We start from the raw sequence: 22993 nt of genomic DNA, 5'->3' as shown, positions 1-22993 counted from the left end.
CAGGGGAGGGCTCTCCAGCGTAACCGCACCGCGGGAGCGCCCGGCCCGACGCCGACGGGGCGGGTCAGGCCCCGACGGAGTGACGGGCCGCGCCGTCGGCGCCGGTCGCCCGCGTCACGCGTCCCTGCGCGGCGAGCACCTCGAGGTGGGCGTCGGTCTCGAGGATCGCCAGCACCTTGTGGAAGCCCTCGAGGTCCTCGAGCTTCGACTCCCGCCGCGTCCACGTCATCGCCCCGGCCACCTCCGCCGCCGTGGCGTCGCCGGCCGTCACGCGCTGCTCGATCTCGGCGAGGCGCGCGTCGTGGTGGTCGAGCAGCTCGTCCACGCGGGCGTGCACGCTGGGCGCCACCGGCCCGTGCGCGGGCAGCAGCCGCCGGTCGGGCCGGGCGCGCAGCCGGGCGAGCGAGGTGAGGAAGCGCTGCAGCGCGCCGGGTCGGGCGTCGGGCTCGAACCCGATCGACGGCGTGATGTGGGGCAGCACGTGGTCGCCCGCGAACAGCAGCGGCCCGTCGCCGCCGTCCGCCTCGAACACCAGGTGGCCGCGGGTGTGGCCCGGGGTCTCGAGCGCGGTGAGCGTCCGGTCGCCGACCGTGAGGCGCTCCCCGTCGACGAGCCACCGGTCGGGCAGCGCGTAGTCGGCCATCTCCTCCTCGGAGGGGGCGGGGACGGTCCCGGCGACCTCCTCGGCCACGTCGGCGGCCCCGGCCACCCGGAGCCCGGCGAGCTGGGCGCCCATCGGGGTCGGGCGGGTCGCCATCAGCTCCAGCGAGTCCCGCTCGCCCGCCCCGAGGGCGACCTCGGCGCCGGTCTCGCGGCGCAGCGCCACGGCCTGCGTGTAGTGGTCGCGGTGCATGTGCGTGACGAGGAACCGGGCGATGTCGGTGATCGCGGCCCCCGAGCCCGTGAGCGCGGCGTCGAGCAGGTCCCGGGACGTCGTGAGCGTCCAGCCGCCGTCGACGAGCGTGAGGCCGTCCGGCTCCGCGAGCACGTAGACGTTGACCGCGCGCAGGGCGTCGAAGGGCAGCGGGAGCGGGACGCGCAGCACCCCGGGCGCGACCCGTTCCGGCTCGGGTCGGCTCCAGGCGTGGCGGTCGGGGGCGGCGCTCATCCGATCAGGATGCCGCGCCCGCGCCCTCGCGCTCGTCGGACGGGGCCATCTCACGTTCCCCGCCCACCCGGTCCGCCGCGGCCCGCGTCGCCTCGGCGGCGTCCTGGGCGTCCTCGGCCCGGCGGGTCGCCGCCGCGCCGAAGAAATCGCCGCCCTTGGGGGCGGTGGCGTCGGTGCCCCAGCGACGGCGCCGGTCGGCCGGGACCATCCGCGGGATGTGCTTGCGGCAGTGGATGTAGGCCTCCTCGACCTCCACCACCACCCAGAGCTCGGCGCGCCGGCCGGGCACCGGGTCCGACGGCAGGTCGGGGTACTCCTCGCGTAGCTCGGCGTCCTCGACCACGCGGGCGGTCCCGTTCACGTGGAGCCCGATGAGGTCCTCGACGAAGTCGATCATCATCAGGCCGACGTGCGGGTTCTCGGCGATGTTGCCGAGGCTCGCCATCACCCCGTTGCCGCGGTACTCCGGGTAGGCCACGTGACGGTCGTCGAGCACCTCGACGAACCCCTCGGGGCCGGCGCGCAGCGACGAGTCGCACTCGCCGTGGGCGTCCGAGGTCGCCACGAAGAGCAGGCTCATCCGTTGCACGAACTCGGTCATCGACGGGAGCAGGCGGTCACGCACCTGGTCGCCGTAGAACCGTTCGGCCCGGGCGGTGGTGCCGAGACGTTCCTGCAACCGGTGTTCACCGCGGGAGCCTGGCAACAGGTCGCGCGGATCCAGGGCAGCGTCGGTCATGGTCCTCGTCTCGCGTCGGGGGTCGCGGTGGGGCCTCGGCCGACGATGGTACGGATACCGACGGTCGGCCTCCGGCCCGTCGAGGCGCAGGTCGGAGGCCGTTCGGAGCAACTTGAGCGTGACCTGCATCACGGGCCGATCAGGCGTGGCGACGTGACCTGCGCGTCTCGTCCCCGCGACCGGGCCGTGAGCAGCGAGAACGTGACCCTTTCGTGATGTGGGCCTCGTGCGCGCGCCCCGCGCCCGCACGACGAGATCACCCGGGGGTGCCTACGGTGGTCCTCGTCCGGCGCCCGTCGCGGTGCCGGTCCCGGACTCGACGCGCCCACCTGTCCCGGCGAGTCCGGCCCCCCGAACCGGTGCGGGACAGGTGGACACGCCGTGACCGACGGTCACGGCACCGGCTCGCTCCCCCTCGACCGGGTCCCGTGCGCCACGACCGAGGACCGCCCCATGGCTCGACATCGTTCCGGGTCCCGGACGCCCCGCACGGGGTCCTGGCCCGCGGTGCTGGACGCCCCGGCGACCGGGCCCCGCCCCTACGGCACCGGTCGGCACCGCGGCGACCCGGAGACCAACCCGCTCGACCTCGCCGCCATCGCCCGCGCCGCCGCCGAGGCCCGCGCGGCCGCGGCCACGACGGCGACCACCGTCACAACGGCGGCTGCGACAGCCACGACCGCCACGACCGTGGCCGCCCCGTCGTCGGCCCCCTCGTGGGGCGTCGCCCCGCCGGCCGCCCTGACCCCCGAGCGCACCACCACGGTGGCGCCGAGCGCGCTGCAGGAGGTCGCCGCGGGTACCGACACGGGGCGGCAGCCGACCGCCCACGGCCACCGCGCCCCGCGCGGGCGCGCCCTCTCGACCACGCGCGCGGCCGGGGCCCTGGCCCTGTTCGGGGCGCTCGCGGGCGCCAGCGTCGCCGCCGCCAGCACGGGACCGACGTTCCTCGCCGACCCGCCCGCGGACACCGGGGAGCTCGTGCGGCCGGACACGCTCGCCGTCGCCCCGGCAGGGGTCACGGAGGCCGTCACGCCGCGCGTCACCCCGCACACGACCACGGCCGCGCCCACCACGACCACCGCGGCGCCGACCACCACCGACAAGCCGGCACCGCGCGACGACGGCGGCCGCACGCTCTGGTCGGCGGACTTCCGCACGGCGGGCCTCGCGAACTTCAAGTCGACGCCGTGGAACAACCAGGGCGCGAAGTCCCCGACCCTCGCGGGCGGCCTCCTGAACTTCCTCATGCCCGGGGGCGGGAAGCGCTCCGAGGTCGAGCCGGACTTCAAGAGCCTGTCCGAGGGCGACGAGTACTACTTCGGTTTCTCGGTGCGCCTCGCGCCGGACTTCCCGGTGAACACCTCCGACTGGCAGGTGATCACGCAGTTCAAGAACGACGGCACGGGGACGCCCCCGCTCGAGCTCAAGGTCCAGGACGGCAAGTTCCTGATCGACGGCGACGGGGGCGGGTTCTCCAAGGAGGTCGGCGCGGCCACGCCCGGCCAGTGGACCCACATCGTGCTCAAGGTGAAGTTCTCGTCCTCGCACGGCACCGTCAGCGCCTGGCAGGACGGCGTGCAGCGGTTCGCCGACTACGCCCCGCCGTCGGGGACCCTCTACGCCGGCAAGGACAGCTACGTGAAGACCGGCATCTACCGGGACACCTCGATCGGCCAGGCCGGGAAGCTCTCGTTCGGCAGCTGGGCGATCGGCACGAGCCTCGGGTCGGTCAGCAAGGACCTGCCGGCCGGCGTCGACTGACGCCGCGCCACCGACACCCCTCCGACGACGACGGGCCCGGTCACCTCGCGAGGTGACCGGGCCCGTCGTCGTGCGGGGAGTGGACTCAGCCGAGGGCCGAGACCAGCGCCTCCTTCTGGCGGGCACCGAGGCCGGCGACGCGCCGGTCCTCGGGGATGCCGGCCTGCTCGAGCACCGCCGCCGCCTTGGCGGGGCCGTAGCCGGGCAGGGCGCGCACGAGCTGCGACACCTTGGTCTTGCCGGCGATCGGGTCCTCCTTGCCGCGGTCGAGCACGGCCGGGATGGTCTCGTCGCCGCTCTTGATCCCGGCGAGCAGGGCCGAGCGTGCCTGACGGGCCTCGCGCGACTTGGCCTGGGCGGCCTCGCGCTGCTCGGGGGTCAACGTGGGGAGTGGCATGGTCTCCCTCTCTCCTCACCTGCACAGGTCTGGGTCAGCTGCGACCGACCCCGGACGGGCCGGTCGGTGCCATCGTGACCGGGCGACGTGCTCCTCCCGGTCGCGACACACCATCGCGCACCGCGAATCGGTGGTCGACGTCGGGGGCAGGTGGTCGGCCCCGACGCCGGTGACGGTGGCCGGACGCTACACCGGGCCGTTCCGCCACCACGGGCTGACCTGCTGTTATCGCTCAGCGTCACATTGACTACGCCATTCGAGTGGCAGATGTCCGGATCGCTTGGCGATTCCATCCACGAAGAGTGACGGTATGCGGCGTACCCGGCAGCGTCCGGATCACCGCCGGAACCGCCGGCCGACCAGGGAGAACACCATGACGCAGCACCTCGACCGCCCCGTCACCCCGATGATCGACCCCTCGGTCGACGCCGTCACCACCACGCCCGCCGGGGGCACACCCCAGGTCCAGAACCCGGGGTGGCCGCCACCCGGCTCTCCCGTCACCGCGGAGTACCCGGGCCACGCCGCCTCCCCGGGCCACGCCGCCTACCCCGGCCACCCGGGCCACGCCGCGCCGGCCGGCACCGTCCCCGGCGTCGTGGCCCCGGAGCCCCCGCTGAACACGCTGTCGTGGCTGTCGGTGGTCTCGGCCTTCATCGTCTCGCCGGTGGCGATCCTGCTCGGGGCGATCGCCCGGCGGCAGATCCGCCGCACCGGGGAGCGGGGCCGCGGTCTGGCCACCACGGGCATCGCGCTGGGCATCGTCTTCACGCTCATGGGGATCATCTCGACGATCCTGGTGCTGTCGATGGTCACCACCGTGACCTACACGCCCGCCGCCCCGGCCCCGGCGCCGGTCGCCGCCGCGCCCTCCCCGGCCGCCGCCCCGGCCGCGAGCGCCCCCTCCCCGTCCAGCGGGTCGTCGACCGGGCAGGCCGACCTCCTGAGCGCCTACCTCGACCTCGTCGCCGCGAACCAGACGCTCAACGCGGACTTCGGGTCCCACACCGGTGACCTGGCGGCCATGAAGCAGGACCTGGCCACCTACCGCGCCGCGGTGCAGACGTTCCGGGACAAGGCAGCGGCCGCGGACGTGCCGGCCGCGCAGCGCTCGCAGATCGACGGCACGCTCGTCCCCGCCGTCGACAAGGTGCTCGCGGACCTCGACGCCATCGCCGGGGCGACCGGCCAGAAGAAGCTGGAGTCGGCGGCCGGCGACTTCGACACCGACAACCCCGCGATGGTCCAGGCGGCCTCGACCGTGATCGGCGGCTGAGCCAGGGGGGGAGATACCGGCCCGGCGCCGGGAGCCACGACGGCTCCCGGCGCCGGGCCGACGTCATGTCCGGACCGGGTGGGCCGCGCGGTGCACGACGGCGGGCGGCAGATTCCGCCACACGGTCGGGCTGGTCGTCACCTCGCCGAAGAGGTCACGGAGCTCCTGCTCGAGCGCGCGGGCCGGGCCCGCCCAGCGGGTGAAGGTGTACCCGAACTGCACGAACACGCCGCCGGCCGCGAGCGTCGACGCCACGACCGGCAGCAGGGAGTCCTCGCGCCCGGGCCGGGTCGCCGACCAGCCGAGGCCGCTCACCACGACGTCCACCCCGCCCGCGGCGGGCAGGCCGCGCACCGCGAGCAGGGTCGGCAGCTCGGCGACGTCGGCCGGCACCACCTCGACGGTCGGGAGGCGCTCCGCGAGCCGGTGCGCCAGGGCGGGGTTGAGCTCCACCGCCAGATGACGGCCACGCCCGTTGAGACGCCGGGCGAGTTCCAGGGTGAAGGCGCCGGACCCGGCCCCGAGCTCCACGACGACGGGCCCCTCCGGACGACGGGGCGGGACGGACCCGAGGGCAGCGTCGGCCACCGTGCGGGCCAGCGCCGAGGAGCTCGGCCACACCGACGCCGTGGCGACGGGTGCCCGGACGAACTGGGCCGCGAAGCGGGCGTCGTCACGCCAGTCGCGGGTGGGGACCCGGTCGGTGCGGGGCTCAGGCGGCACGGGTCACCTCGCCGCGGTGCACGACGGGCCGGGCCGGCACGTGGGCGGCCGGGACCGGGCGGGGGTCGGCCGCGGCCGCCGGGAGGGCGGCCGTGATCGCGGCGGCCGCGGCCCGGGCACCGCCGCGGCGGGCCGGCTCGCCCGCGACGGACCGTGCCGGCACCGCTCCGGTCCACGCGGGCAGCACCCGCACCGTGAGCAGGGTGCGCGGCGCGGCCGCGACCCGCAGCAGCGAGGCGAGGAGGTCGTCGTCGCCGACGAACGCGGCCGTGGCGTCCACGGTGCCGTGGGCGTCGGCGTAGGACAGCGCCACCGGCACCACCGGGGCGCCCGCGTCGAGGGCGGCCTGGAAGGCGGCGGGCCGGAACCGGCCGAGGTCACGCCCGCAGCGGGTGGTGCCCTCGGCGAAGACCCCGACACATCCCCCGGCCCGCAGCGCGTCGGCGACCGCGGCGACGGCGGCGGGCAGGGCGCGCAGCCGGTCGCGCTCGAGGAACACGGTGCCGACCCGGGCGGCCATCGGGCCGATGAGCGGCCAGCCGCGCACCTCGACCTTGGCGAGCATGCGGACCGGGACGATCCGGTTGAGCGCGAGCACGTCGAGCCAGGACACGTGGTTGGCGACGACGAGCGACCCCGCGGCCGGGCGCGGCCCGGTGACGACCACCGTCACCCCGGCCGCCCCGAGCAGCGCGCCGCACCACGCGGCCTGCACCCGGCCGACCGCGCGGGGTCCGAGCAGGGGGGCGAGCACCGCGAGCGGCACCCCGGCGAGCAGCACCGCGACGAGGCCGGTCATCCGCACGACCGTGCGGAGCCGGCGCCGGAACCGGAGCCACCCGTCGTCGGGAACGGGGATCGGCAGGCAGGCCGGGGTGCACGGCGACGTGGGGCTCCACGGGCCGCCCGTCGCTCCGCCCGCCCCGACGCCGGCCGGGGTCATGCGTCCTCCCCCAGCAGGTAGCGCCGCCACCGCGGGTCGATCGCGGTGTGGTCGAGCAGGACGAGGAGGTCGGCGACCCCGAAGTCGGGGTCGATCGCAGGCGCACCGCCGATCTCGGCGCCCAGGCGCAGGTAGCCGCGCAGCAGCGGCGGAGTCTGGGCGCGGGCCGCGCGACGGCCCTCGTCGGGACCGATCGGGGCGGGGCGGTGCGGGACCGCCCGGCGCTCCTCGGGGGCGTAGTGCTTCTCGCGCACCAGCGACCACACCGCACCGGGCAGTTCGCCCGCGGCGGTGAGGGGCACGCTCGCGCACCCCACGAGCCAGCGGTGCCCGGAGAGGACGAGGTAGCGCCACATCCCGGCCCACACCAGCGACAGGACGGTGCCGGTGCGGTGGTCGGGGTGGACGCAGGAGCGGCCGACCTCGACGAGGCGGGGGCGCAGCGGGTCGAGTCGACGCAGGTCGAACTCGGTGTCGGAGTACAGCCCGCCGGCCTCGGCCGCACCCTCGGGGGTGAGCATCCGGTAGGTGCCGACGATCGAGCCGTCGGTGTCGTCGCGGACCATCAGGTGGTCGCAGAAGGCGTCGAACCGGTCCTCGTCGCGGCCCTCGTCGGCCGCGGCGCCGGGCGCGAGGCGCGCGCCCTGCTCGACCGCGAACACGTCGTGGCGCAGGCGCTGCGCGGCGTGCACCGCGTCGGTGTCGCGGGAGACGAGCAGGCTGTAGCGCCCGGAGTCGCCGGCCCCGGCCCCCGGGACGTCGTCCCGGGCGGGCGCGGGGCCGGCCGGGGCGGTCGGGCCGGTCCCGGTCGTGAGCAGGACCTCGGTGCTGGTCATGCCGCGGTGTCTACGGTGCCAGTGCGCCGTTCGGCCGACCCGCGCGTGACGACGCGGTGTGCTCCGCGTGAATCGTCGGCGGTCCGGGCCCGCGTCAGGTCGACGTAGTGTCCGAGCAGCTCGTCGCACACCGCGGGCCACGTGCGGCCGGTGGTCGAGGCGCGGGCCGCGAGGCCCATCCGACGGCGGGTGGCGGGGTCGTCCCGCCAGGCCCGGACCCGCTCGCGCACCCCGCCGCCCGCCGGGTCGTCGACGTCGAAGAGCCAGCCGGTGACGCCGGGATCGACGAGGTCGCGCACCCCACCCGCGTCCGGCGCGACGACCGGCAGGCCGCTCGCCTTGGCCTCCTGCACGGTCTGGCAGAAGGTCTCGAACGGGCCGGTGTGGACGAAGGCGTCGAGGGCGGCGTACGCGGTGGCCAGCTCGGCGCCGCCGCGGAAGCCGAGGAACGCGGCGTCGGGCAGCAGCTCGGCGAGCCGCGAGCGGGCGGGCCCGTCGCCGACGACCACCGTCCGGACGCCGGGCAGCCCGGAGAGCGTCGCCAGCCGCTCCACCTGCTTCTCGTGGGCGAGGCGCCCGACGTAGCCGACGAGCATCTCGCCGCGCGGGGCGAGCTCGCGGCGCAGCGCCGCGGCGGCCGCCCCGCGGTCGGCGTGCTCCGCGGCGGGGCGGAACCGGGTCGTGTCGACGCCGCGGCCCCAGCGGTGCACCCGGGGGATCCCGTGCTCGCGCAGCGCGTCGACCGCCCACGCCGAGGGGGCGAGGGTGCGGTCGGCGCGGCTGTGCAGCCGTCGCGTCCAGCGCCACGCGGCGCGGGCGGTCAGTCCGACGCCGTACGAGGCGGCGAACCCGGCGACGTCGGTCTGGTACACCGCGACCGTCGGCACCCGCAGGCGGCGGGCCGCCGTGATCGCGCGGGCCCCGAGCACGAAGGGCGAGGCGAGGTGGACGACGTCGGGCCGGAACTCCTCGAGGGTCGCTCGGACCGCCGGGGTGGGCACGCCGACGGGGAGGGAGTCGACGACCGCGAGGTCGACGGCCGGCACCCGGATGACGGGCGTGCCCTCCACCTCGTCGGGACCGACCCCGGGGGCCAGGACGAGGGCCTCGTGTCCCTGTCGACGGAGATGGGCGATGACCTGCAGGACCGAATTCGTGACCCCGTTGACCTGGGGCAGGAAGGACTCGGTCACGACCGCGACGCGCACGCTGTGGACGTTCTCCATCGTGAGGTCCGGGTGAGCGACCACGACGTGACCTCCCGCCGAACCCTCTCCCAACAGCTCGGAGCACCGTCGCTGTGACCGAGTCGTGATCTGCGACCGTCGGTGACCGCGGGGCGGGGTGAGGTCGACGGCGTCCGGCTCGTGACGGGGTTTCCCGACCGGATTGCTCACGCTGCGGGGTCGTCCGGGCCCGGAGACGCTGGTTCCTCCGTGGCGAGCGTTTGACACCGCCACGCCGCCCCCGCCTACTGACCGACGACCGCCCCCGTCCGGAGGCGACCCGTCGGAGGTGGCAGCGTGCTCGGACCGCCGCGCCGCCACCGGCCCGACGCGCCCGCTCCGGCCGGCGTCGGCGAGCTCGCCGAACCGGCCGTGATGCCCCGCGCCGCCCTCGGGGTGCCGCCCGGCTCGGTACCCGGGCAGGCCGGCCCGCCGCCCGACGAGGCGACCCGCCCGCGCCCGATCCCCGAGGAGTTCGAGCGGCCGAGCTCCGCGCGGGTCTACGACTACCTGCTCGGCGGTGCCGCGCACGGCGCGGTCGACCGGCGGCTCGGCGACGAGCTGACCCGGACCTCCGGCGACGTCGTCGCGCTCGTCCGCGAGAACCGGGCCTTCCTCCGGCGGGCGGTCCGCTTCCTGCTCGCGGCCGGCATCGACCAGTTCCTCGACCTCGGCTCCGGCGTGCCCACGATGGGCAACGTCCACGAGGTGATCGCCCGGAGCCGCTCCACGGCGCGCGTGGCCTACACCGACGTCGACTCCATCGCGGCCACCCACGGGCAGGCCCTGCTCGCCGCCGCGCCCACGGCGAGCTACAGCACCGTGGACGTCACCGACGTCGAGGCCGTGCTCACCGCGCCCGGTGTCACCGACCTGCTCGACCTGCGCCGCCCGGTGGGGCTGCTCGCCTTCTCCGTCCTGCAGCACGTGCGCGGCGACGCCGCGGGCCTCGTCGGGCGCTACCTCGCGCGGCTGGTGCCCGGCAGCGCGCTCGCCGTCTCCCACTTCACCGCCGACGACGGCGGGGCCGCCCGGAACGTGGAGCGCCTCACCGCCGACTACGCCCACAGCGCGCCCCGGGCCCGCACCCGCGACGAGGTCGCCCGGATCGTCGCCGGCACCGACCTGGTCGAACCCGGCCTCACCTGGGCGGGCGAGTGGCGCCCGGAAGCAGGCAGGCCGGCGACCGTCACCGCCCCCCGGGGTCACTGGGCGGCGGTCGGCTTCCTGCGCTGAGCGCCCGTTCGGCCGATTCAGCCGTTCGGGGGTTGCTCCGTTCGCCGCCCACCGCGGGAAAGGCGCCACTCACCGCGACATTCCGCGACGGCACGGTCACGTGACGTGACGGTAAGTCTCGGTTCGATTACGGTCCCGTCCTGCCGGTCCGCTCCCCACGCACCCCGGCCCGAGTGTCCCCGACTCGACTTGGAGCCGACGTATGTCTGGTCGCCACCGCAAGCCGTCCACCCTGTCCGAGACGACGGGCAGCCTCGCCCTCGCCTCGCTCAAGGTGGGTGTCGCCGCCGCGACGGTCACCGCGCCGGTCGCCCTCGCGGGCACCGCCATGGCCGCGCCGAGCGCGTCGGCCTCGCCGCAGAGCAACGCGACCTGGGACCGCCTCGCGAAGTGCGAGTCGACCAACAACTGGGACGCCGACACCGGCAACGGCTTCAAGGGCGGCCTGCAGTTCACCGACTCCACGTGGAAGGCGTTCGGCGGCGGCAAGTACGCCGACAGCGCCGACCAGGCCAGCCGCGAGCAGCAGATCGCGGTGGCGAAGAAGGTGCAGGCCGAGCAGGGCTGGAAGGCCTGGCCGACCTGCACCCGGAAGCTCGGGATGCGCTGAACCACTCGGGCGGTCGACCCTCCGTCCGCGGGGTAGTCCTACGGACATGGAGCAACGACACCTCGGGTCCCAGGGCCTCACCGTCTCCGCGCTCGGTCTCGGGTGCATGGGCATGACGTACGCCTACGGCGGGCAGGACGACGACGAGTCGCGCGCGACGATCGCGCGGGCGCTCGAGCTCGGCGTCACGTTCTTCGACACCGCCGACATCTACGGGCCGCACACCAACGAGGAGCTCGTGGGCCGCGAGCTGCGGGCGCACCGCGACGAGGTCCGGATCGCCACGAAGTTCGGCAACGCGATCACCCCCGACGGGAGGCCGGCGGGGAAGGTGGACGGGTCCCCGGACTACGTCCGCCACGCGATCGACGGGTCCCTGCAGCGCCTCGGGACCGACCACGTCGACCTGTACTACCAGCACCGGGTCGACCCCGACGTCCCGATCGAGGAGACCTGGGGCGCGCTCGGCGAGCTCGTCGCGGCCGGGAAGGTCCGCTACCTGGGCATCTCCGAGGCGGCCCCGGACACGATCCGCCGGGCCCACGAGGTCGCCCCGATCAGCGCCGTGCAGACCGAGTACTCGCTGTTCACCCGCGAGGTCGAGGACGACGGCGTGCTCGACGTCTGCCGCGAGCTCGGCATCGGGTTCGTGCCGTACAGCCCGCTGGGTCGCGGCTTCCTGTCCGGCGACATCCGCAGCACCGAGGACCTGCCCGAGGGCGACTGGCGCCGCAACGCGCCGCGGTTCTCCGGCGACGCGCTGCAGGCCAACCTGCGGGTGCTCGAGCGGGTGGAGGAGATCGCGGCGTCGAAGGGCGTCCCGACGACGGTGCTCGCGCTGGCCTGGGTGCTCGCCAAGCAGATCCCGTCCGGCGTCGTACCGATCCCCGGCACCAAGCGCCGTCGGTACCTGGAGGAGAACGTGTCCGCCGCCGACGTCACGCTGACCGCCGACGAGCTCGCCGCGATCGACGAGGCCGCCCCGCTCGGCGTGGCGACCGGCGAGCGGTACCCGTCGGCGATGATGGGCGCGCTCCGGCGCTGAGCCGGCGGGCGGGGCCGGGCGCGCTCAGGCGCGCTCGGCGTCCGCCTTCACCGAGGCCAGGTTCTTGCGCGCGGAGCGGCCCATGGCCCGCTCCAGGCCCCACTCGGGCACCGGGACGGTGACCTCCATCGTGGAGGTCATCGTCAGCTCGGTGCCGTCGCCGGACTCCGCGGCCTCGTAGCTGATCGTGCTCTCGCGGATCAGCCGGCCGCCGTCCCCGCTGCAGGTGAGGGTCACCGACGAGTCGGTGTAGGCGACGTCGTAGACCGCCGCCGTGGTGAAGCCGATCGCGCCGAGGGTCACCTCGATCTGCGTGGGCCGCCCGTCGTCGCCGCGGGCCTTCACCTCGGCGCCCTTGGCCTCGTTGGCCCAGCGGTCGGTGTTCTCGAGGTCGGCGACGATGCCGACGACCGTCGACACCGGCGCGGCGATGGAGATCGATTCCTTCACGGGACCCGCCATGCTCAGGAGATACCCGCGTTCCGGTCCGCCACGCCGGGCGTGTCCAGGGCCATTCCCGACGACGGCTGCGCTCCGGTGAGCGCGATCCCCGCCCGCAGGGCCGAGGCCGCGTCGAGCACCGCGTCCCGGGCGGCCGGGATGAGCCCGGCGAAGCCCGCGTAACCGTGAACGAGACCGGGGAAGCGGCGGGCGACGACCGGCACACCTACCGCCCGCAGGGCCGTCACCAGTTCCTCGCCCTCGTCGCGCAGCGGGTCGAAGCCGGCGGTGGCGACGTAGGCCGGGGGCATGACGTCGAGGTCGTCGGCCTCGAGCAGCGCCGTCGGGCGGATCGGGTCCAGCCCCTCGGGGAGGTAGAGGCCCTCGAACCACTCCACGTCCTGCGTCCGCAGGCCGAAGCCGACGGAGAACAGCTCGCGGGAGCCGCCCTGCCGGCCGGCGTCGGTGACGGGGTAGAGCGCGAGGACGAACTCGGCCGTCGGCTCGCCCCGGCGGGCCAGCTGGTGGGCGGCGGTCAGAGCGAGGTTGGCGCCCGCCGAGTCGCCGCCGACCGCCACCGCGCCCGCCCGGAACTCGGCGCGGTGGGCGAGGACGTAGCGCAGCGCCGCGACGGCGTCCGACAGCCCGGCCGGGAACGGGTGCTCCGGTGCCAGGCGGTACTCCACCGACAGGACCCGGGCGCCGGCCTGCTGCGCGAGGGCGCGGCACAGCGGGTCGCCGGAGACGATGCTGCCGAGCGCGAACCCGCCGCCGTGGAAGAAGACGAGCAGACCCGCCGTCGCGCCGGCCACGTCGACGGGCTCGTAGAGCCGGGCGTCGAGGGTCCCGGGCGCGTCGCGGGAGAGCCCGACGGGCACCGGGATCGTCACCGACCGACTGACCACGCTGCGCGTGATCTCGGCGAGCCCGGTGGCGGCCTCGTCGGTGAGGCGGCGCTGGTCGGACAACGGCGGATCCTCGCCCGGGTTGGCCGCCAGCGAGATCAGCCGGATGACCATCTGGACGTCGAGATCGAGGACCTGGCCGTCGAGCTCGACGCGCCGCCCGGCGATCGCACGCTTCACCGGACGCGGGAGCCCGACCAGGCCACGCAGGACGCGACGCAGGATCGGGAACTTCACCCGCGTCAGCCTAGGAGCGTCGCCGACGCGGAGCGCGCGGGGTCGTCGTGGATCACCCGTTGCCACACCGTGGCGTCCGAGGGCGCGTAACCGAGCCGGTCGTAGAAGGCGGCGGCCGCGCCGTTGTCGGCCCGCACCATCAGCTGGACCGTGGACACGTGCGGGGCGAGGCGCTCCTCGGCGGCGGCCACGAGGGCGCGCCCGATCCCGCGCCCGCGCGACGCCGCGGCGAGGTAGTACATCCAGCCGCGGTGCCCGTCGTGGCCGAGCATGACGGCCCCGAGGAGACCACCCCCGTCGTCGACGGCGACGAGCACGCTCGACGACGGCCCGGCGAGGGCCTGCTCGAGGTCCGCGCGGGGGTCGTTCCAGGGCCGGGTGAGGCCGGCGGCGTGCCAGAGGGCGACGGCGGCGTCGTGCTCGGCGGGATCGTCGGCCCGCAGATCTCGGATGCGCACGCGGCGATGATGGACCCGTGACCGTGCTGCTCGGCGTGCTGACGCGACTGCGCCCGTGGCGGGACGACGACGCCGAGGCGATCTTCCGGGCCTGCCAGGACCCCGAGGTGCAGCGCTTCACCACGGTCCCCTCGCCCTACCGGCGGGAGGACGCGGACTGGTTCCTGGCCCACCACGTCGCCGACGTCGAGGCCGAGGGCGGGGCGTCGTTCTGCGTCGAGGGGCTGAGCGAGCCGGGGCGGGTGGCCGGGAGCATGGCCCTGCTGCACGTGCGGGACGGCGTGGGCGAGATCGGCTACTGGTGCGCGGCGGGGGTGCGCGGGCGGGGCTGGACGTCGGACGCGTTGACCACGGTGGCGGCGTGGGCGTTCGCCGAGCGCGACTGCCGGCGGCTGGAACTGACGATCGAGCCTGCGAACGCCGCGTCCCTCGGCGTGGCCCGGCGGGCGGGGTTCGTCGAGGACCACGTCGATCCCGCCCGGCGGCTCCGGGACGGGTCGGTGCGGACGATGGTGGTGCTCGCGCTGGAGCGATAGCTGCGAATCCGACCGAGAGTGTCGGGGGTTCGTACTAGTGTTCGAATCATGACAGCGGCAAGGGGCAGTGGGTGGACGTCGGGCTGAGCGTTCACTTCGCGCGCGCCAACATCGCTGCGTGGCAGGTGTGCCGGTGGATGCTCGAGTGCTCACGGGCGACGGCGAACACCACGGAGCGGGTGGCCTCGCGGCCCCGCGTGGGGAAGACCGTCGCCGCCTCGCTGGGCTGGTCGGAGAGCCACGCCGCGACGCGGATCGAGTTCGCCCGCCAGGTCCTCGAGCGGCTGCCCCGCCTGGGCGAGGCCATGCGAGTGGGGCTGCTCGAGGAGCGCAAGGCCTCGTCGATCGTCGATCTGGTCGCCGACCTCGACGACGCCCAGGCCCGAGCGGTCGTCGACGAGGTCCTCGACCAGGCACCGGCACTCGGCTACGCGGAGCTGCGACGGCTGGTGGGTCGGGTGGCGATGGCCGTCGACCCGGAGTGGGCCGAGCGTCGGCGCGCCGCCGCCGTCGCGCGTCGACGGGTGGCGTTGCGCTCGGCGCCCTCCGGTGCCGCCGAACTGTGCGGGCTGGACCTGCCCGAGAACCCGGCCCAGGACGCACACGACCGGATCGTCGCGCTCGCCCACGCCGTGCTGCACCGCCTCAAGCGCGCCGGTATCGCCGGGGTGTCGGTCGGGGTGGTGGAGTCCGAGGTGATGCTGACCCTCACCGGGCCCGCCGGGGCCGGGATGTACGACCTCGACGTCGTCCGCCACGTCACCGCCGTCCTCGGCGGGCCGGCTGCGGGAGACGGTCCCGACGAGCCCGGGCCTGACGACGGACCCGACGACGGGCCCGACGACGGGCCGCACGACGGGCCGCACGACGGGCCGCACGACGGGCCGCACGACGGGCCGCACGACGGGCCCAGCGACGACCCGCCCGGCGACGACCTGCCCGGCGACGACGGGCCGGACGACGCCGAGCCTGGGGGAACAGACGATGACGCGGCTCGAGGTGCCGGTGACGAGCCCGCCGCACACCCGGTGGTGACGTTCCGGCCGCGCACGGTGGTGCGCCTGGAGCTGGGTGCCCTCCTCGGCGACCGCTCCCCCGGCGAGCTCCCCGAACGCGGTCCCATCACCCACCGCGCGGCGCTGGCGATGGCGTGGGCCCGCACCCACACCCGCTGGCGCATCCGCCTCTACGACCAGGACGGCGACCTCGAGCACGTCCTCTCCATCCACCCACCGGTCACCGGCTCGCCTCCGATCGGCGGACGGCGACGCGCACACGTCGTCGAACTCACGGCCGCCACGGCCGACCTCGACGCTCTCGCCGCCGAGTACACCGACACCCGCGTCCGAGCCGGACTGACGCCCGACCCCGGCGCCCACACGGTCGGTCTGCTGCGCCGTGCCGCCCGGGCGTTGGCCCGCGAACGCGCGCGGCCCGCCCACGAGCACCCGGCCCGCCACCGGGACGAGGCCGCGAACCGGTTCCCCTCGACCCGGCTGCGCGACTGGGTGCAGGCGCGCGACCACACCTGCCGCGCCCCCGGCTGCGCGGTGGACGCCGTCGGCGCCGACGTCGACCACACCCTCCCGGTCGTCGCCGGCGGGCAGACCGTTGCCGACGACCTGGGCGTGCTGTGTCGTCGCGACCACCTGCTCAAGGGCGATCCCGAGAGCGGCTGGACGCTGCGCCAGCCCCGGCCCGGGCACTTCGAGTGGACCTCCCCGACGGGACGCGCCGTCGAGAAGACGCCACACCGCTACCGGCCGCTGCCCGGACCCGTGGCGCGCACCGGTCCTCGTGCCCGGATCCCCGAGCACCGCCCGCGACCCTGGCCGCCCGGCCGACCCCGCCCGAATCGGCACGGCCAGGTCACCGACGCGGCGGTCGACACCGCCTGGCACCTCGCCACGCGCGCCGACCGCACCGCCTACGCCGGCGACGATCCGCCGTTCTGACGAGCGGCCGCCCGGACGCTGTAGGCCTCAGACCGCGAGCGTCCCGCTCACCCCGACGACGGTGTCGCCCCCGACGAGGACCCGGCCGTCCACGTGCTCGACGTGGACCCGGCCCCGCCGCCCGAGCACGGTGCCCTGCGCCGCCACGTACGACGACGGGGCGTGCCCGGCCGCCGTCAGCCACATGCCCAGCCCGGCGTTGAGCGACCCGGTCACCGGGTCCTCACCCACCCCCATGCTCGGCACGAAGGCGCGCACCTCGAAGGCGGCCGCCGCCCCGTCGGGGTGCGGCCCGACGACGCCGACGGCCCGGCTGACCTCGGTCTCCGCCAGGGCCCGCAGATCGGGTTCCAGCGCGAGCACGGTCGCCGCGTCGCGCAACAGCAACGCGACCCACCCGGGCCCGTTGTCCACCCAGGCCGCGTCGACGACGTCGTCGGTCCCGAGACCCGCCGTGAGCGTGGCGAGGTCCGCGGCGTCGACCGGCCCGGACCGCACCAGCGGCGGCGCCTCGAACGCCAGGCGCTCGCCCGAGCGCACCCGCACGAGACCGGCGCCGCACTCCTGGACCGGGCCCGACCCGTCGTCGGGAACGCCGCCCGCCTCCAGCCACGCGCGGGCGGAGCCGAGCGTCGGATGGCCCGCGAAGGGCAGCTCGTGGCGCGGGGTGAAGATGCGCAGCCGGTAGTCCGCGTCGGGCTGCGTCGGACGCAGCAGGAACGTCGTCTCGGACAGGTTGGTCCACGAGGCGATGGCGGCCATCTGCGCGTCGGTGAGGTCGTCGGCGTCGTGGACGACCGCGACCGGGTTGCCGGCGAAGAGCTCGTCGGTGAACACGTCGACCTGGGTGAAGCTGTGCACGGGACGACCCTCCCCGACGCCGGGTCGCTCGGGCAGAGCCACCTGCGACCGGGTGGCAGCGGGTACACCGGAGGCGTGGCGGAGAAGACGTGCGCGACCTGCGGGCGGCGCATCGAGTGGCGCAAGAAGTGGGCCCGCGACTGGGAGAACGTGCGCTACTGCTCGGACGCCTGCCGGCGGCACAGGCCGGACGACACCGACCGGGCCCTGGAGACCACGATCGTCGAGCTGCTCGACCGGCGCGCCGCGGGGAAGACGATCTGCCCGTCGGAGGCGGCGAAGCAGGTCGGGGGCGACGGCTGGCGCGACCTCATGGAGCCCGCCCGGCGCGCGGCCCGGCGCCTGGTCGACGCGGGGACGATCGAGATCACGCAGCAGGGCCACGTCATCGACCCCTCCACGGCGAAGGGGCCGATCCGGCTGCGGAAGATCTAGCTCGCGGCCGAGGTGCGCGCGTAGGCGCCCCGGTGGAACACCAGCGGCGGCAGCTCGGCGGTCGCGAGCGCCTGCACCGCGCCGACCACGATGAGGTGGTCGCCGCCGTCGTGGGAGGCGTGGAGGGTGCAGTCGATCCAGGCGGTCGCGCCGGCCAGGACCGGTGACCCCGACTCGGGCGCGGGGGTCCAGTCGACGCCCGCGAACTTGTCGGTCCCCGACTTCGCGAACTGCGTCGACAGCCCGCCCTGGTCCTCGGCGAGCACGTTGACGCAGAAGCTGCCGGTCGTCTCGATCTTCGGCCAGGACGACGAGTTGCGCCCCGGCAGGATCAGCACCAGTGGCGGGTCGAGCGAGAGCGACGAGAAGGACTGGCAGGTGAAGCCGGCGGGCTCGCCGTCGACCAGACCGGTCACGATCGTCACGCCGGACGGGAAGTGGCCCAGGACCGACCGCATCGTCGTCGGGTCCGTGCTCGGCATGCGTCCTCCAGGTCTCGCCGTCGCGGTCGGGAGATCACGCTAGGCGTTCTCACCGTCCGGGGCCACGGACGCGGACGTACGCTGCGGGGCCCATGGAACCCGCACCGTCCCCGGCGCCCCGTCGTGGCCGGGTCAAGGACCGGAGCAAGGACGCGGCCGTCCTCGACGCCACGGTGCGCCTGCTCGCCGAGCACGGCGTCGCGGGGACCTCGATGGACCGGGTGGCCGCGGCGGCCGGGGTGTCCAAGGTGACCGTCTACACGCGCTGGGCCACCAAGAACGCGCTGGTCGGCGCCGCCCTGGCGCACCTGCGGCTCGGGCACGTCCCCACCCCGACCGGCGACGTGCGCGCCGACCTCGTCGCCCTGCTCGTGGCCATGCGGGCGCAGTACGACGCGGTCGGGGCGATGAGCATCCTCGGGACGTGCCTGGCCGACGAGCGTGGATCCGGCGGGGAGCTCCTCGGGATCGTGCGGGAGAACACGCTGCTGCCCCGCCGGGCCCTGTTCGCCGCCGTCCTGGCCGCGGGCGTCGAGCGCGGCGAGCTCCGGGGCGATCTCGACGTCGAGGCCGTGACCAGCCTCGTCGTCGGGACCCTCTACGCGGACCACCTCGCCGGACGCACGACCCCGCCCGAGACGGTCGTGGACCTCGTCATCGGCGGAGCCGGGCGCTGACGAGGCGGGCGCCCTCGGCCATCGCGTCGAACTTGGCCCACATGACCCGCTCGTCCACCTCCGGACGGTAGGTCGCCTGGGAGGAGAAGCCGCAGTCGGCGCCGGCCATCACCCGCTCCGGGCCGACGAGCCGGGCGAACCGCTCCAGGCGCTCGGCGATCAGCTCCGGGTGTTCGACGATGTTGGAGGCGTGGGTGATGACGCCCGGCACGAGCACCTTGTCCGCCGGCAGCGCCACGGTCTCCCAGAGGTGGTACTCGTGCTCGTGGCGGGGGTTGGCGGCCTCGAACGACACGTACCGGGCGTTCACGGCGAGCACGAGGTCGATGACGTCGGCCAACGGCACGTCGAACACCCGGGGGCCCTCGTTGATCGAGTAGCAGGTGTGGAACCGGACCCGCTCGGCCGGGATGCCGCGCAGCGCGTGGTTGACCGCCTCGACGTACATCCGGCCCCGGCGGTCACGCTGCGCCTCGTCGTACCCGTGGAAGCTGAAGATCTCGGTGAGGAACGGATCGTCGACCTGCAGCGTGAACCCGGCGTCGACGATCGCCCGGTACTCGGTGTGCAGCGCGTCCGCGACGGCGAAGTAGTAGGCCTCCTCGGTGTCGTAGTACTCGTTCACCCCGACGCCGCTCGGCGCGATCGACGGGACGAAGGCGTCCGCGGGGTCGACGGCCGCCGCGAGGTTGTCGAGATCGCGCCGGAGCGCCGCCTCCCCCTGGTAGACGAGCGGCCCGGTGCACACCACCGGCTCGATCGTCCCGACGGTGCCGCCCATCATCGCCTGCGCGAAGTACCGCTCGTAGTACTCCGGGAACGCCTCCTGCTCCGCGGCGAAGCTGTAGACCGTCTCGGCACCGGGCCGACGCTCCAGCCCGCCGAGACGTTCGGTGACGTAGCTGAAGAAGCCGAGCTTGCCCATCTCGCCGTCGGTCACCACGTCGATCCCGTGCTCCTGCTGGGCCGCGACGATGCCCGCCACGGCGTCGCGGGTGGCGGCGTCCCGCGCGGCCGGGTCGGCCTGCGGGTCGGCGAGCAGGTCGAGCAGGGCGGTCGGGCGCGGGAGGCTCCCGACGTGCGTCGTGCGGATGCGGACCACGGCGTCCTCTTTTCCTGAACCGAACAGTTCAGGTGAAGCTAGGGGGATTCCCGACGACGAGTCAACCGGATCGGGATTCAGACGTCGTGCATCTCAATCGTGCGCGATTCTGTGCTTTCTCCTCCGGGATGACCCGTGTCACGCTGCACGTCGAGACCCACACGACAGGAGGCCGTTCAGCGTGGAGACCTTCGTCCTGATCACCGGCGCGTGGCACGGCGGCTGGAGCTGGCGGCCCGTGGCCACGAAGCTGCGGGCCGCGGGGCACCGGGTGTACACCCCGACCCTGCCGGGGCTGGACCTCGGCGACGATCCCCGCGGGATCACCCTGACCGACTGCGCCGACGCGGTGGTCGACCTCGTCGAGCGCGAGGACCTGCGGGACGTCACGCTGCTCGGGCACAGCTGGGGCGGCTACGTCGTCTGCGGCGCCGCGCCCCGCATCGCGCCCCGCCTGAAGCGGAACGTCTTCTGGAGCGCCTTCGTCCCGCAGGACGGCGAGTCGCTCATGGACGCCGTCCCGCCGCACTACGCGGAGCTGTTCAGCGCCCAGGCCGCGGCGAGCGGCGAGCAGAACACCGTCTCGCTGCCCTTCGAGGTGTGGGCCGGCGCGTTCATGCAGGACGCGAGCGAGGACGCGCAGCGCGCCGTGTTCGGCCTGCTCGCCCCGCAGCCGATGGGCGCCTTCTCGGAGGCGCCGAACCAGAAGCCGTTCTTCGACCTCGACGTACCCAGCGCCTACGTCCTCTCCGTCGACGACGTCGCGCTGCCGCCCGGCGAGTACGGGTGGACGCGCTTCCCGGAGCGTCTCGGCGTCACCGCGATCGAGGCACCGGGCAGCCACGAGGCCAACTTCACCCGCCCCGGCGAGCTCACCGACGCGTTCCTGAAGGCGGTCGGATGAGGGTCGCCGTCGTCGGTGCCGGGATCGGCGGGCTGACCCTCGGGCTCGCACTGCGGGCCCGGGGGATCGCCGTCGACCTCTACGAGCGCGCCGACGAACTGCGGGAGGTCGGGGCCGCGGTCGCGCTCTCGGCGAACGGCACCCGGGAGCTGTACCGCCTGGGCGTCGGGGAGGCCCTCGACCGGGTCTCGACGATGCCCTCCGCGCTCATCTACCGCGACGGCCGCACCGGCGAGCAGATCGCCGCCCACCCCGGCGGGCAGGAGTACCGCGGCCGGTTCGGCGCGCCCTACTGGGGCATCCACCGCGTCGACCTGCAGCAGGGCCTCGCCCGCGCGTTCGGCGAGGAGCACCTTCACCTCTCCCGGGCGGTCGCCGGCATCGGCGACGACGGGCGGTCGATCGCGTTCACCGACGGCTCCACCGTGACCGCCGACGTCGTCGTCGGCGCCGACGGCGTGCACTCCGTCGTCCGCGACTTCGTCGCCCCGGGGGAGGGGCCGCGCTACTCGGGCACCAGTGCCTTCCGCGGCCTGGTGCCCCGCTCGGCGCTGCCGTCGCTGCCCGACCCGCTGGCCATCCAGTTCTGGGCGGGCCCGCACGCCCACCTCCTGCACTACGCCCTCGGCGGTGTGGAGCGCGACGACGACACGGTCAACTTCTTCGCCGTGCTCTGCGGCCCGGACGAGTGGCAGGGCGGGAACAAGGAGGTTCCCGACGGCGAACTCCTCGCGGCCTTCGAGGGCTGGCACCCCGCCGTCGTCGAGATGCTCGCCGCCGTCCCGCAGAGCCCGCGCTGGCCGCTGCTCTCGCAGCCGCACCTGACCCGGTGGACCCGGGACCGGGTCGCACTCATCGGCGACGCGTGCCACGCGATGCTCCCCCACCACGGCCAGGGCGCCAACCAGTCGATCGAGGACGCCGTCGTGCTCGCCGACCTGCTGGCCGCCACCGGTCCCGACGAGGCCCTCGCCGCCTATCCCCGCCGACGCCGCGCCCGCACCCGCGCCGTCTCCACCAGCGCCTGGGAGACCGGGACGCTCCTGCACCTCCCCGACGACGACGTCGACGGCCTGAAGGCGCGCGACGCGCGCTTCGCGGGCTACCTCGACGCCAACGCCTGGGTCCACGACCACTCCGCCATCACCGACAGCGCCGTCACCACCAGCACGAGGGAACCAGCATGACCACCACCGAGGACCAGTCCGTCTCCGACGCCGCCACCGCCGGCTCGCACGCCACCGACATCGCCCGCTCCGGCGCGGCCACCTTCCGGACGGCGGGTGGCAGCGCCGACCCCGCGCGCGTCTCCGCCGTCGTGGGCGCCGCCCTCGAGGGCATCCGCGCCGCCATCCGCGAGCAGAAGGTCACCTACGAGGAGTTCGACGCGTTCAAGCGCTGGCTCATCAGCGTCTCCGACACCGGGGAGTGGCCGCTGTTCCTCGACGTCTACCTCGAGTTCGAGGTCGAGAAGGTCGCCGCCGAGACCCAGCAGGGGTCCGTCGGCACGATCCTCGGCCCGTTCTGGCTCGACGGGCAGGCGCAGCTCGACTCGCCGGCCACGCTGCCGATGCGCGACGACGAGCCCGGCACCCCGATGATCCTGGCCGGGCAGGTCACCGACACCGACGGCACGCCGCTGGCCGGCGCGACCGTCGACATCTGGCACACCGACGACGAGGGCTGGTACTCCGGCTTCGCCGCGAAGCCGCCGGCCGGGAACCTGCGCGGCGTGGTCACCTGTGACGACCAGGGCCGCTACGAGATCCACACCCGCAAGCCGGCGCCGTACACGATCCCGCTGGACGGTCCGACCGGGAAGATGACGCTGGCGGCCGGCTGGAGCCCGTGGCGCCCCGCGCACATCCACCTGCTGGTCTCCGCGCCGGGCCACCGGACCCTGACCACCCAGCTGTTCTTCACCGGTGACCCCTACCTCGGCAACGACGTCGCCTCGGCCGACAAGCCGGAGCTCACGCTCGACCCGCAGCCGACGGGGAACGGTGCCGAGGTCCGCTCCGACCGGGACTTCGTGCTCGAGCGCGACGCCTGAGTCCGGGAGACGCAGCGCGGCGGAGCTCGACCGACGGGAGCACG

At 75.1% G+C, this 22993-nt stretch carries 25 protein-coding genes; 12 read left to right on the top strand and 13 right to left on the bottom strand.

Annotation, left to right across the window (positions count from 1 at the left end):
* Window positions 1-64: 64 nt before the first annotated feature.
* Together A3CO_RS0114665 and A3CO_RS0114660 are read right to left on the bottom strand one after the other, a co-directional pair.
* Entirely contained in the window at window positions 65-1108 is a 1044-nt protein-coding gene (locus A3CO_RS0114665; protein ID WP_018332998.1) for an MBL fold metallo-hydrolase, read from the bottom strand.
* A gap of 4 nt (window positions 1109-1112) precedes the next feature.
* Window positions 1113-1847: a pyridoxamine 5'-phosphate oxidase family protein gene (locus A3CO_RS0114660; protein ID WP_245561506.1), complete on the bottom strand. Its 735-nt coding sequence runs from the start codon at window positions 1845-1847 to the stop codon at window positions 1113-1115.
* 453 nt (window positions 1848-2300) lie between these two features.
* Between A3CO_RS0114660 and A3CO_RS0114655 the strand changes: the two genes are divergently transcribed.
* A complete protein-coding gene (locus A3CO_RS0114655; RefSeq protein WP_157647574.1) occupies window positions 2301-3611 on the top strand; it encodes a heparin lyase I family protein in 1311 nt (436 codons plus the stop codon).
* An 85-nt stretch (window positions 3612-3696) separates the two neighbouring features.
* On the opposite strand, the gene mihF is transcribed toward A3CO_RS0114655, so the two are convergent.
* Window positions 3697-4008 (bottom strand): integration host factor, actinobacterial type, encoded by a 312-nt coding sequence (gene mihF / locus A3CO_RS0114650; protein ID WP_026204617.1) that lies wholly within the window; start codon window positions 4006-4008, stop codon window positions 3697-3699.
* A gap of 373 nt (window positions 4009-4381) precedes the next feature.
* On the opposite strand from mihF, the gene A3CO_RS35890 reads away from it, so the two are divergent.
* A complete protein-coding gene (locus A3CO_RS35890) occupies window positions 4382-5284 on the top strand; it encodes a DUF4190 domain-containing protein (protein ID WP_018332995.1) in 903 nt (300 codons plus the stop codon).
* Window positions 5285-5347: 63 nt separating this feature from the next.
* On the opposite strand, the gene A3CO_RS32330 is transcribed toward A3CO_RS35890, so the two are convergent.
* The 4 genes from A3CO_RS32330 to A3CO_RS0114625 are packed head-to-tail and all read right to left on the bottom strand — an operon-like array spanning window position 5348 to window position 9036.
* Window positions 5348-6007 (bottom strand): class I SAM-dependent methyltransferase, encoded by a 660-nt coding sequence (locus A3CO_RS32330; RefSeq protein ID WP_018332994.1) that lies wholly within the window; start codon window positions 6005-6007, stop codon window positions 5348-5350.
* Window positions 5997-6950 carry a lysophospholipid acyltransferase family protein gene (locus A3CO_RS32325; RefSeq protein WP_018332993.1) on the bottom strand — a complete coding sequence of 318 codons (954 nt, stop codon included), beginning with the start codon at window positions 6948-6950 and terminating at the stop codon, window positions 5997-5999. The genes A3CO_RS32330 and A3CO_RS32325 overlap by 11 nt, the downstream gene beginning before the upstream one ends.
* Window positions 6947-7786 carry a GNAT family N-acetyltransferase gene (locus A3CO_RS0114630; protein ID WP_018332992.1) on the bottom strand — a complete coding sequence of 280 codons (840 nt, stop codon included), beginning with the start codon at window positions 7784-7786 and terminating at the stop codon, window positions 6947-6949. The genes A3CO_RS32325 and A3CO_RS0114630 overlap by 4 nt, the downstream gene beginning before the upstream one ends.
* Complete coding sequence (locus A3CO_RS0114625) at window positions 7783-9036, bottom strand: glycosyltransferase family 4 protein (protein WP_018332991.1); 1254 nt, start codon at window positions 9034-9036, stop codon at window positions 7783-7785. The genes A3CO_RS0114630 and A3CO_RS0114625 overlap by 4 nt, the downstream gene beginning before the upstream one ends.
* Window positions 9037-9309: 273 nt before the next feature.
* Here A3CO_RS0114625 and A3CO_RS32320 point away from each other — a divergent pair, with 273 nt between their 5' ends.
* The 3 genes from A3CO_RS32320 (at window position 9310) to A3CO_RS0114610 (ending at window position 11903) form a co-directional block, all read left to right on the top strand.
* Window positions 9310-10248 carry an SAM-dependent methyltransferase gene (locus A3CO_RS32320; RefSeq protein ID WP_018332990.1) on the top strand — a complete coding sequence of 313 codons (939 nt, stop codon included), beginning with the start codon at window positions 9310-9312 and terminating at the stop codon, window positions 10246-10248.
* 202 nt (window positions 10249-10450) lie between these two features.
* Window positions 10451-10858, top strand: coding sequence for a transglycosylase family protein (locus A3CO_RS32315; protein WP_018332989.1), 408 nt, complete (start codon window positions 10451-10453; stop codon window positions 10856-10858).
* 46 nt (window positions 10859-10904) lie between these two features.
* On the top strand, window positions 10905-11903 hold the full coding sequence (locus A3CO_RS0114610) for an aldo/keto reductase (RefSeq protein ID WP_018332988.1): 999 nt from the start codon (window positions 10905-10907) through the stop codon (window positions 11901-11903).
* Between the two features lie 24 nt (window positions 11904-11927).
* On the opposite strand, the gene A3CO_RS0114605 is transcribed toward A3CO_RS0114610, so the two are convergent.
* Genes A3CO_RS0114605 through A3CO_RS0114595 form a run of 3 tightly spaced genes read right to left on the bottom strand, consistent with a single transcriptional unit; the run spans window position 11928 to window position 13944 of the window.
* Window positions 11928-12353 carry an SRPBCC family protein gene (locus A3CO_RS0114605; protein WP_026204616.1) on the bottom strand — a complete coding sequence of 142 codons (426 nt, stop codon included), beginning with the start codon at window positions 12351-12353 and terminating at the stop codon, window positions 11928-11930.
* Window positions 12354-12367: 14 nt separating this feature from the next.
* The gene (locus A3CO_RS0114600; RefSeq protein ID WP_018332986.1) at window positions 12368-13486 is read right to left on the bottom strand and encodes an alpha/beta hydrolase; all 1119 of its coding nucleotides are present in this window, start codon (window positions 13484-13486) and stop codon (window positions 12368-12370) included.
* A 5-nt stretch (window positions 13487-13491) separates the two neighbouring features.
* Window positions 13492-13944, bottom strand: a complete 453-nt coding sequence (locus tag A3CO_RS0114595) for a GNAT family acetyltransferase (RefSeq protein WP_018332985.1) — start codon at window positions 13942-13944, stop codon at window positions 13492-13494.
* 17 nt (window positions 13945-13961) lie between these two features.
* Between A3CO_RS0114595 and A3CO_RS32310 the strand changes: the two genes are divergently transcribed.
* Complete coding sequence (locus tag A3CO_RS32310; protein ID WP_018332984.1) at window positions 13962-14480, top strand: GNAT family N-acetyltransferase; 519 nt, start codon at window positions 13962-13964, stop codon at window positions 14478-14480.
* A gap of 71 nt (window positions 14481-14551) precedes the next feature.
* Window positions 14552-16435, top strand: coding sequence for an HNH endonuclease signature motif containing protein (locus A3CO_RS35885; RefSeq protein ID WP_026204615.1), 1884 nt, complete (start codon window positions 14552-14554; stop codon window positions 16433-16435).
* Between the two features lie 27 nt (window positions 16436-16462).
* On the opposite strand, the gene A3CO_RS0114580 is transcribed toward A3CO_RS35885, so the two are convergent.
* Window positions 16463-17296: a PhzF family phenazine biosynthesis protein gene (locus tag A3CO_RS0114580; protein ID WP_018332983.1), complete on the bottom strand. Its 834-nt coding sequence runs from the start codon at window positions 17294-17296 to the stop codon at window positions 16463-16465.
* On the opposite strand from A3CO_RS0114580, the gene A3CO_RS0114575 reads away from it, so the two are divergent.
* Window positions 17291-17731: a DUF2256 and DUF3253 domain-containing protein gene (locus tag A3CO_RS0114575; protein ID WP_018332982.1), complete on the top strand. Its 441-nt coding sequence runs from the start codon at window positions 17291-17293 to the stop codon at window positions 17729-17731. The two genes, A3CO_RS0114580 and A3CO_RS0114575, sit on opposite strands and share 6 nt — an antisense overlap.
* Here the strand turns inward: A3CO_RS0114575 and A3CO_RS32300 are convergent.
* Window positions 17728-18213, bottom strand: a complete 486-nt coding sequence (locus A3CO_RS32300; protein ID WP_018332981.1) for a flavin reductase family protein — start codon at window positions 18211-18213, stop codon at window positions 17728-17730. The genes A3CO_RS0114575 and A3CO_RS32300 overlap by 4 nt on opposite strands.
* Window positions 18214-18305: 92 nt before the next feature.
* Between A3CO_RS32300 and A3CO_RS0114565 the strand changes: the two genes are divergently transcribed.
* A complete protein-coding gene (locus A3CO_RS0114565) occupies window positions 18306-18890 on the top strand; it encodes a TetR/AcrR family transcriptional regulator (protein ID WP_018332980.1) in 585 nt (194 codons plus the stop codon).
* Here the strand turns inward: A3CO_RS0114565 and A3CO_RS0114560 are convergent.
* Window positions 18868-19992 carry a cobalamin-independent methionine synthase II family protein gene (locus A3CO_RS0114560; protein ID WP_018332979.1) on the bottom strand — a complete coding sequence of 375 codons (1125 nt, stop codon included), beginning with the start codon at window positions 19990-19992 and terminating at the stop codon, window positions 18868-18870. The genes A3CO_RS0114565 and A3CO_RS0114560 overlap by 23 nt on opposite strands.
* Window positions 19993-20173: 181 nt before the next feature.
* Here A3CO_RS0114560 and A3CO_RS0114555 point away from each other — a divergent pair, with 181 nt between their 5' ends.
* The 3 genes from A3CO_RS0114555 to A3CO_RS0114545 are packed head-to-tail and all read left to right on the top strand — an operon-like array spanning window position 20174 to window position 22949.
* Entirely contained in the window at window positions 20174-20896 is a 723-nt protein-coding gene (locus A3CO_RS0114555) for an alpha/beta hydrolase (protein WP_018332978.1), read from the top strand.
* Window positions 20893-22083, top strand: a complete 1191-nt coding sequence (locus A3CO_RS0114550) for an FAD-dependent monooxygenase (RefSeq protein WP_018332977.1) — start codon at window positions 20893-20895, stop codon at window positions 22081-22083. Before A3CO_RS0114555 ends, A3CO_RS0114550 begins: the two co-directional genes overlap by 4 nt.
* Window positions 22080-22949 (top strand): dioxygenase family protein, encoded by an 870-nt coding sequence (locus A3CO_RS0114545; protein WP_018332976.1) that lies wholly within the window; start codon window positions 22080-22082, stop codon window positions 22947-22949. The genes A3CO_RS0114550 and A3CO_RS0114545 overlap by 4 nt, the downstream gene beginning before the upstream one ends.
* Window positions 22950-22993 lie beyond the last annotated feature (44 nt).

Source organism: Actinomycetospora chiangmaiensis DSM 45062, assembly GCF_000379625.1.
Lineage (GTDB): Bacteria > Actinomycetota > Actinomycetes > Mycobacteriales > Pseudonocardiaceae > Actinomycetospora > Actinomycetospora chiangmaiensis.
Note: the sequence above shows the minus strand (reverse complement) of the source record. Positions and strands in the feature narration are given on the sequence as shown.

Bases quoted from the DNA above. Each gene is read 5' to 3' on its own strand.
- A3CO_RS0114665 (WP_018332998.1), bottom strand. From the start codon at position 1,108: ATGAGCGCCGCCCCCGACCGCCACGCCTGGAGCCGACCCGAGCCGGAA.
- A3CO_RS0114660 (WP_245561506.1), bottom strand. From the start codon at position 1,847: ATGACCGACGCTGCCCTGGATCCGCGCGACCTGTTGCCAGGCTCCCGC.
- A3CO_RS0114655 (WP_157647574.1), top strand. From the start codon at position 2,301: ATGGCTCGACATCGTTCCGGGTCCCGGACGCCCCGCACGGGGTCCTGG.
- mihF (WP_026204617.1), bottom strand. From the start codon at position 4,008: ATGCCACTCCCCACGTTGACCCCCGAGCAGCGCGAGGCCGCCCAGGCC.
- A3CO_RS35890 (WP_018332995.1), top strand. From the start codon at position 4,382: ATGACGCAGCACCTCGACCGCCCCGTCACCCCGATGATCGACCCCTCG.
- A3CO_RS32325 (WP_018332993.1), bottom strand. From the start codon at position 6,950: ATGACCCCGGCCGGCGTCGGGGCGGGCGGAGCGACGGGCGGCCCGTGG.
- A3CO_RS0114630 (WP_018332992.1), bottom strand. From the start codon at position 7,786: ATGACCAGCACCGAGGTCCTGCTCACGACCGGGACCGGCCCGACCGCC.
- A3CO_RS32315 (WP_018332989.1), top strand. From the start codon at position 10,451: ATGTCTGGTCGCCACCGCAAGCCGTCCACCCTGTCCGAGACGACGGGC.
- A3CO_RS0114610 (WP_018332988.1), top strand. From the start codon at position 10,905: ATGGAGCAACGACACCTCGGGTCCCAGGGCCTCACCGTCTCCGCGCTC.
- A3CO_RS32300 (WP_018332981.1), bottom strand. From the start codon at position 18,213: ATGCCGAGCACGGACCCGACGACGATGCGGTCGGTCCTGGGCCACTTC.
- A3CO_RS0114565 (WP_018332980.1), top strand. From the start codon at position 18,306: ATGGAACCCGCACCGTCCCCGGCGCCCCGTCGTGGCCGGGTCAAGGAC.
- A3CO_RS0114550 (WP_018332977.1), top strand. From the start codon at position 20,893: ATGAGGGTCGCCGTCGTCGGTGCCGGGATCGGCGGGCTGACCCTCGGG.
- A3CO_RS0114545 (WP_018332976.1), top strand. From the start codon at position 22,080: ATGACCACCACCGAGGACCAGTCCGTCTCCGACGCCGCCACCGCCGGC.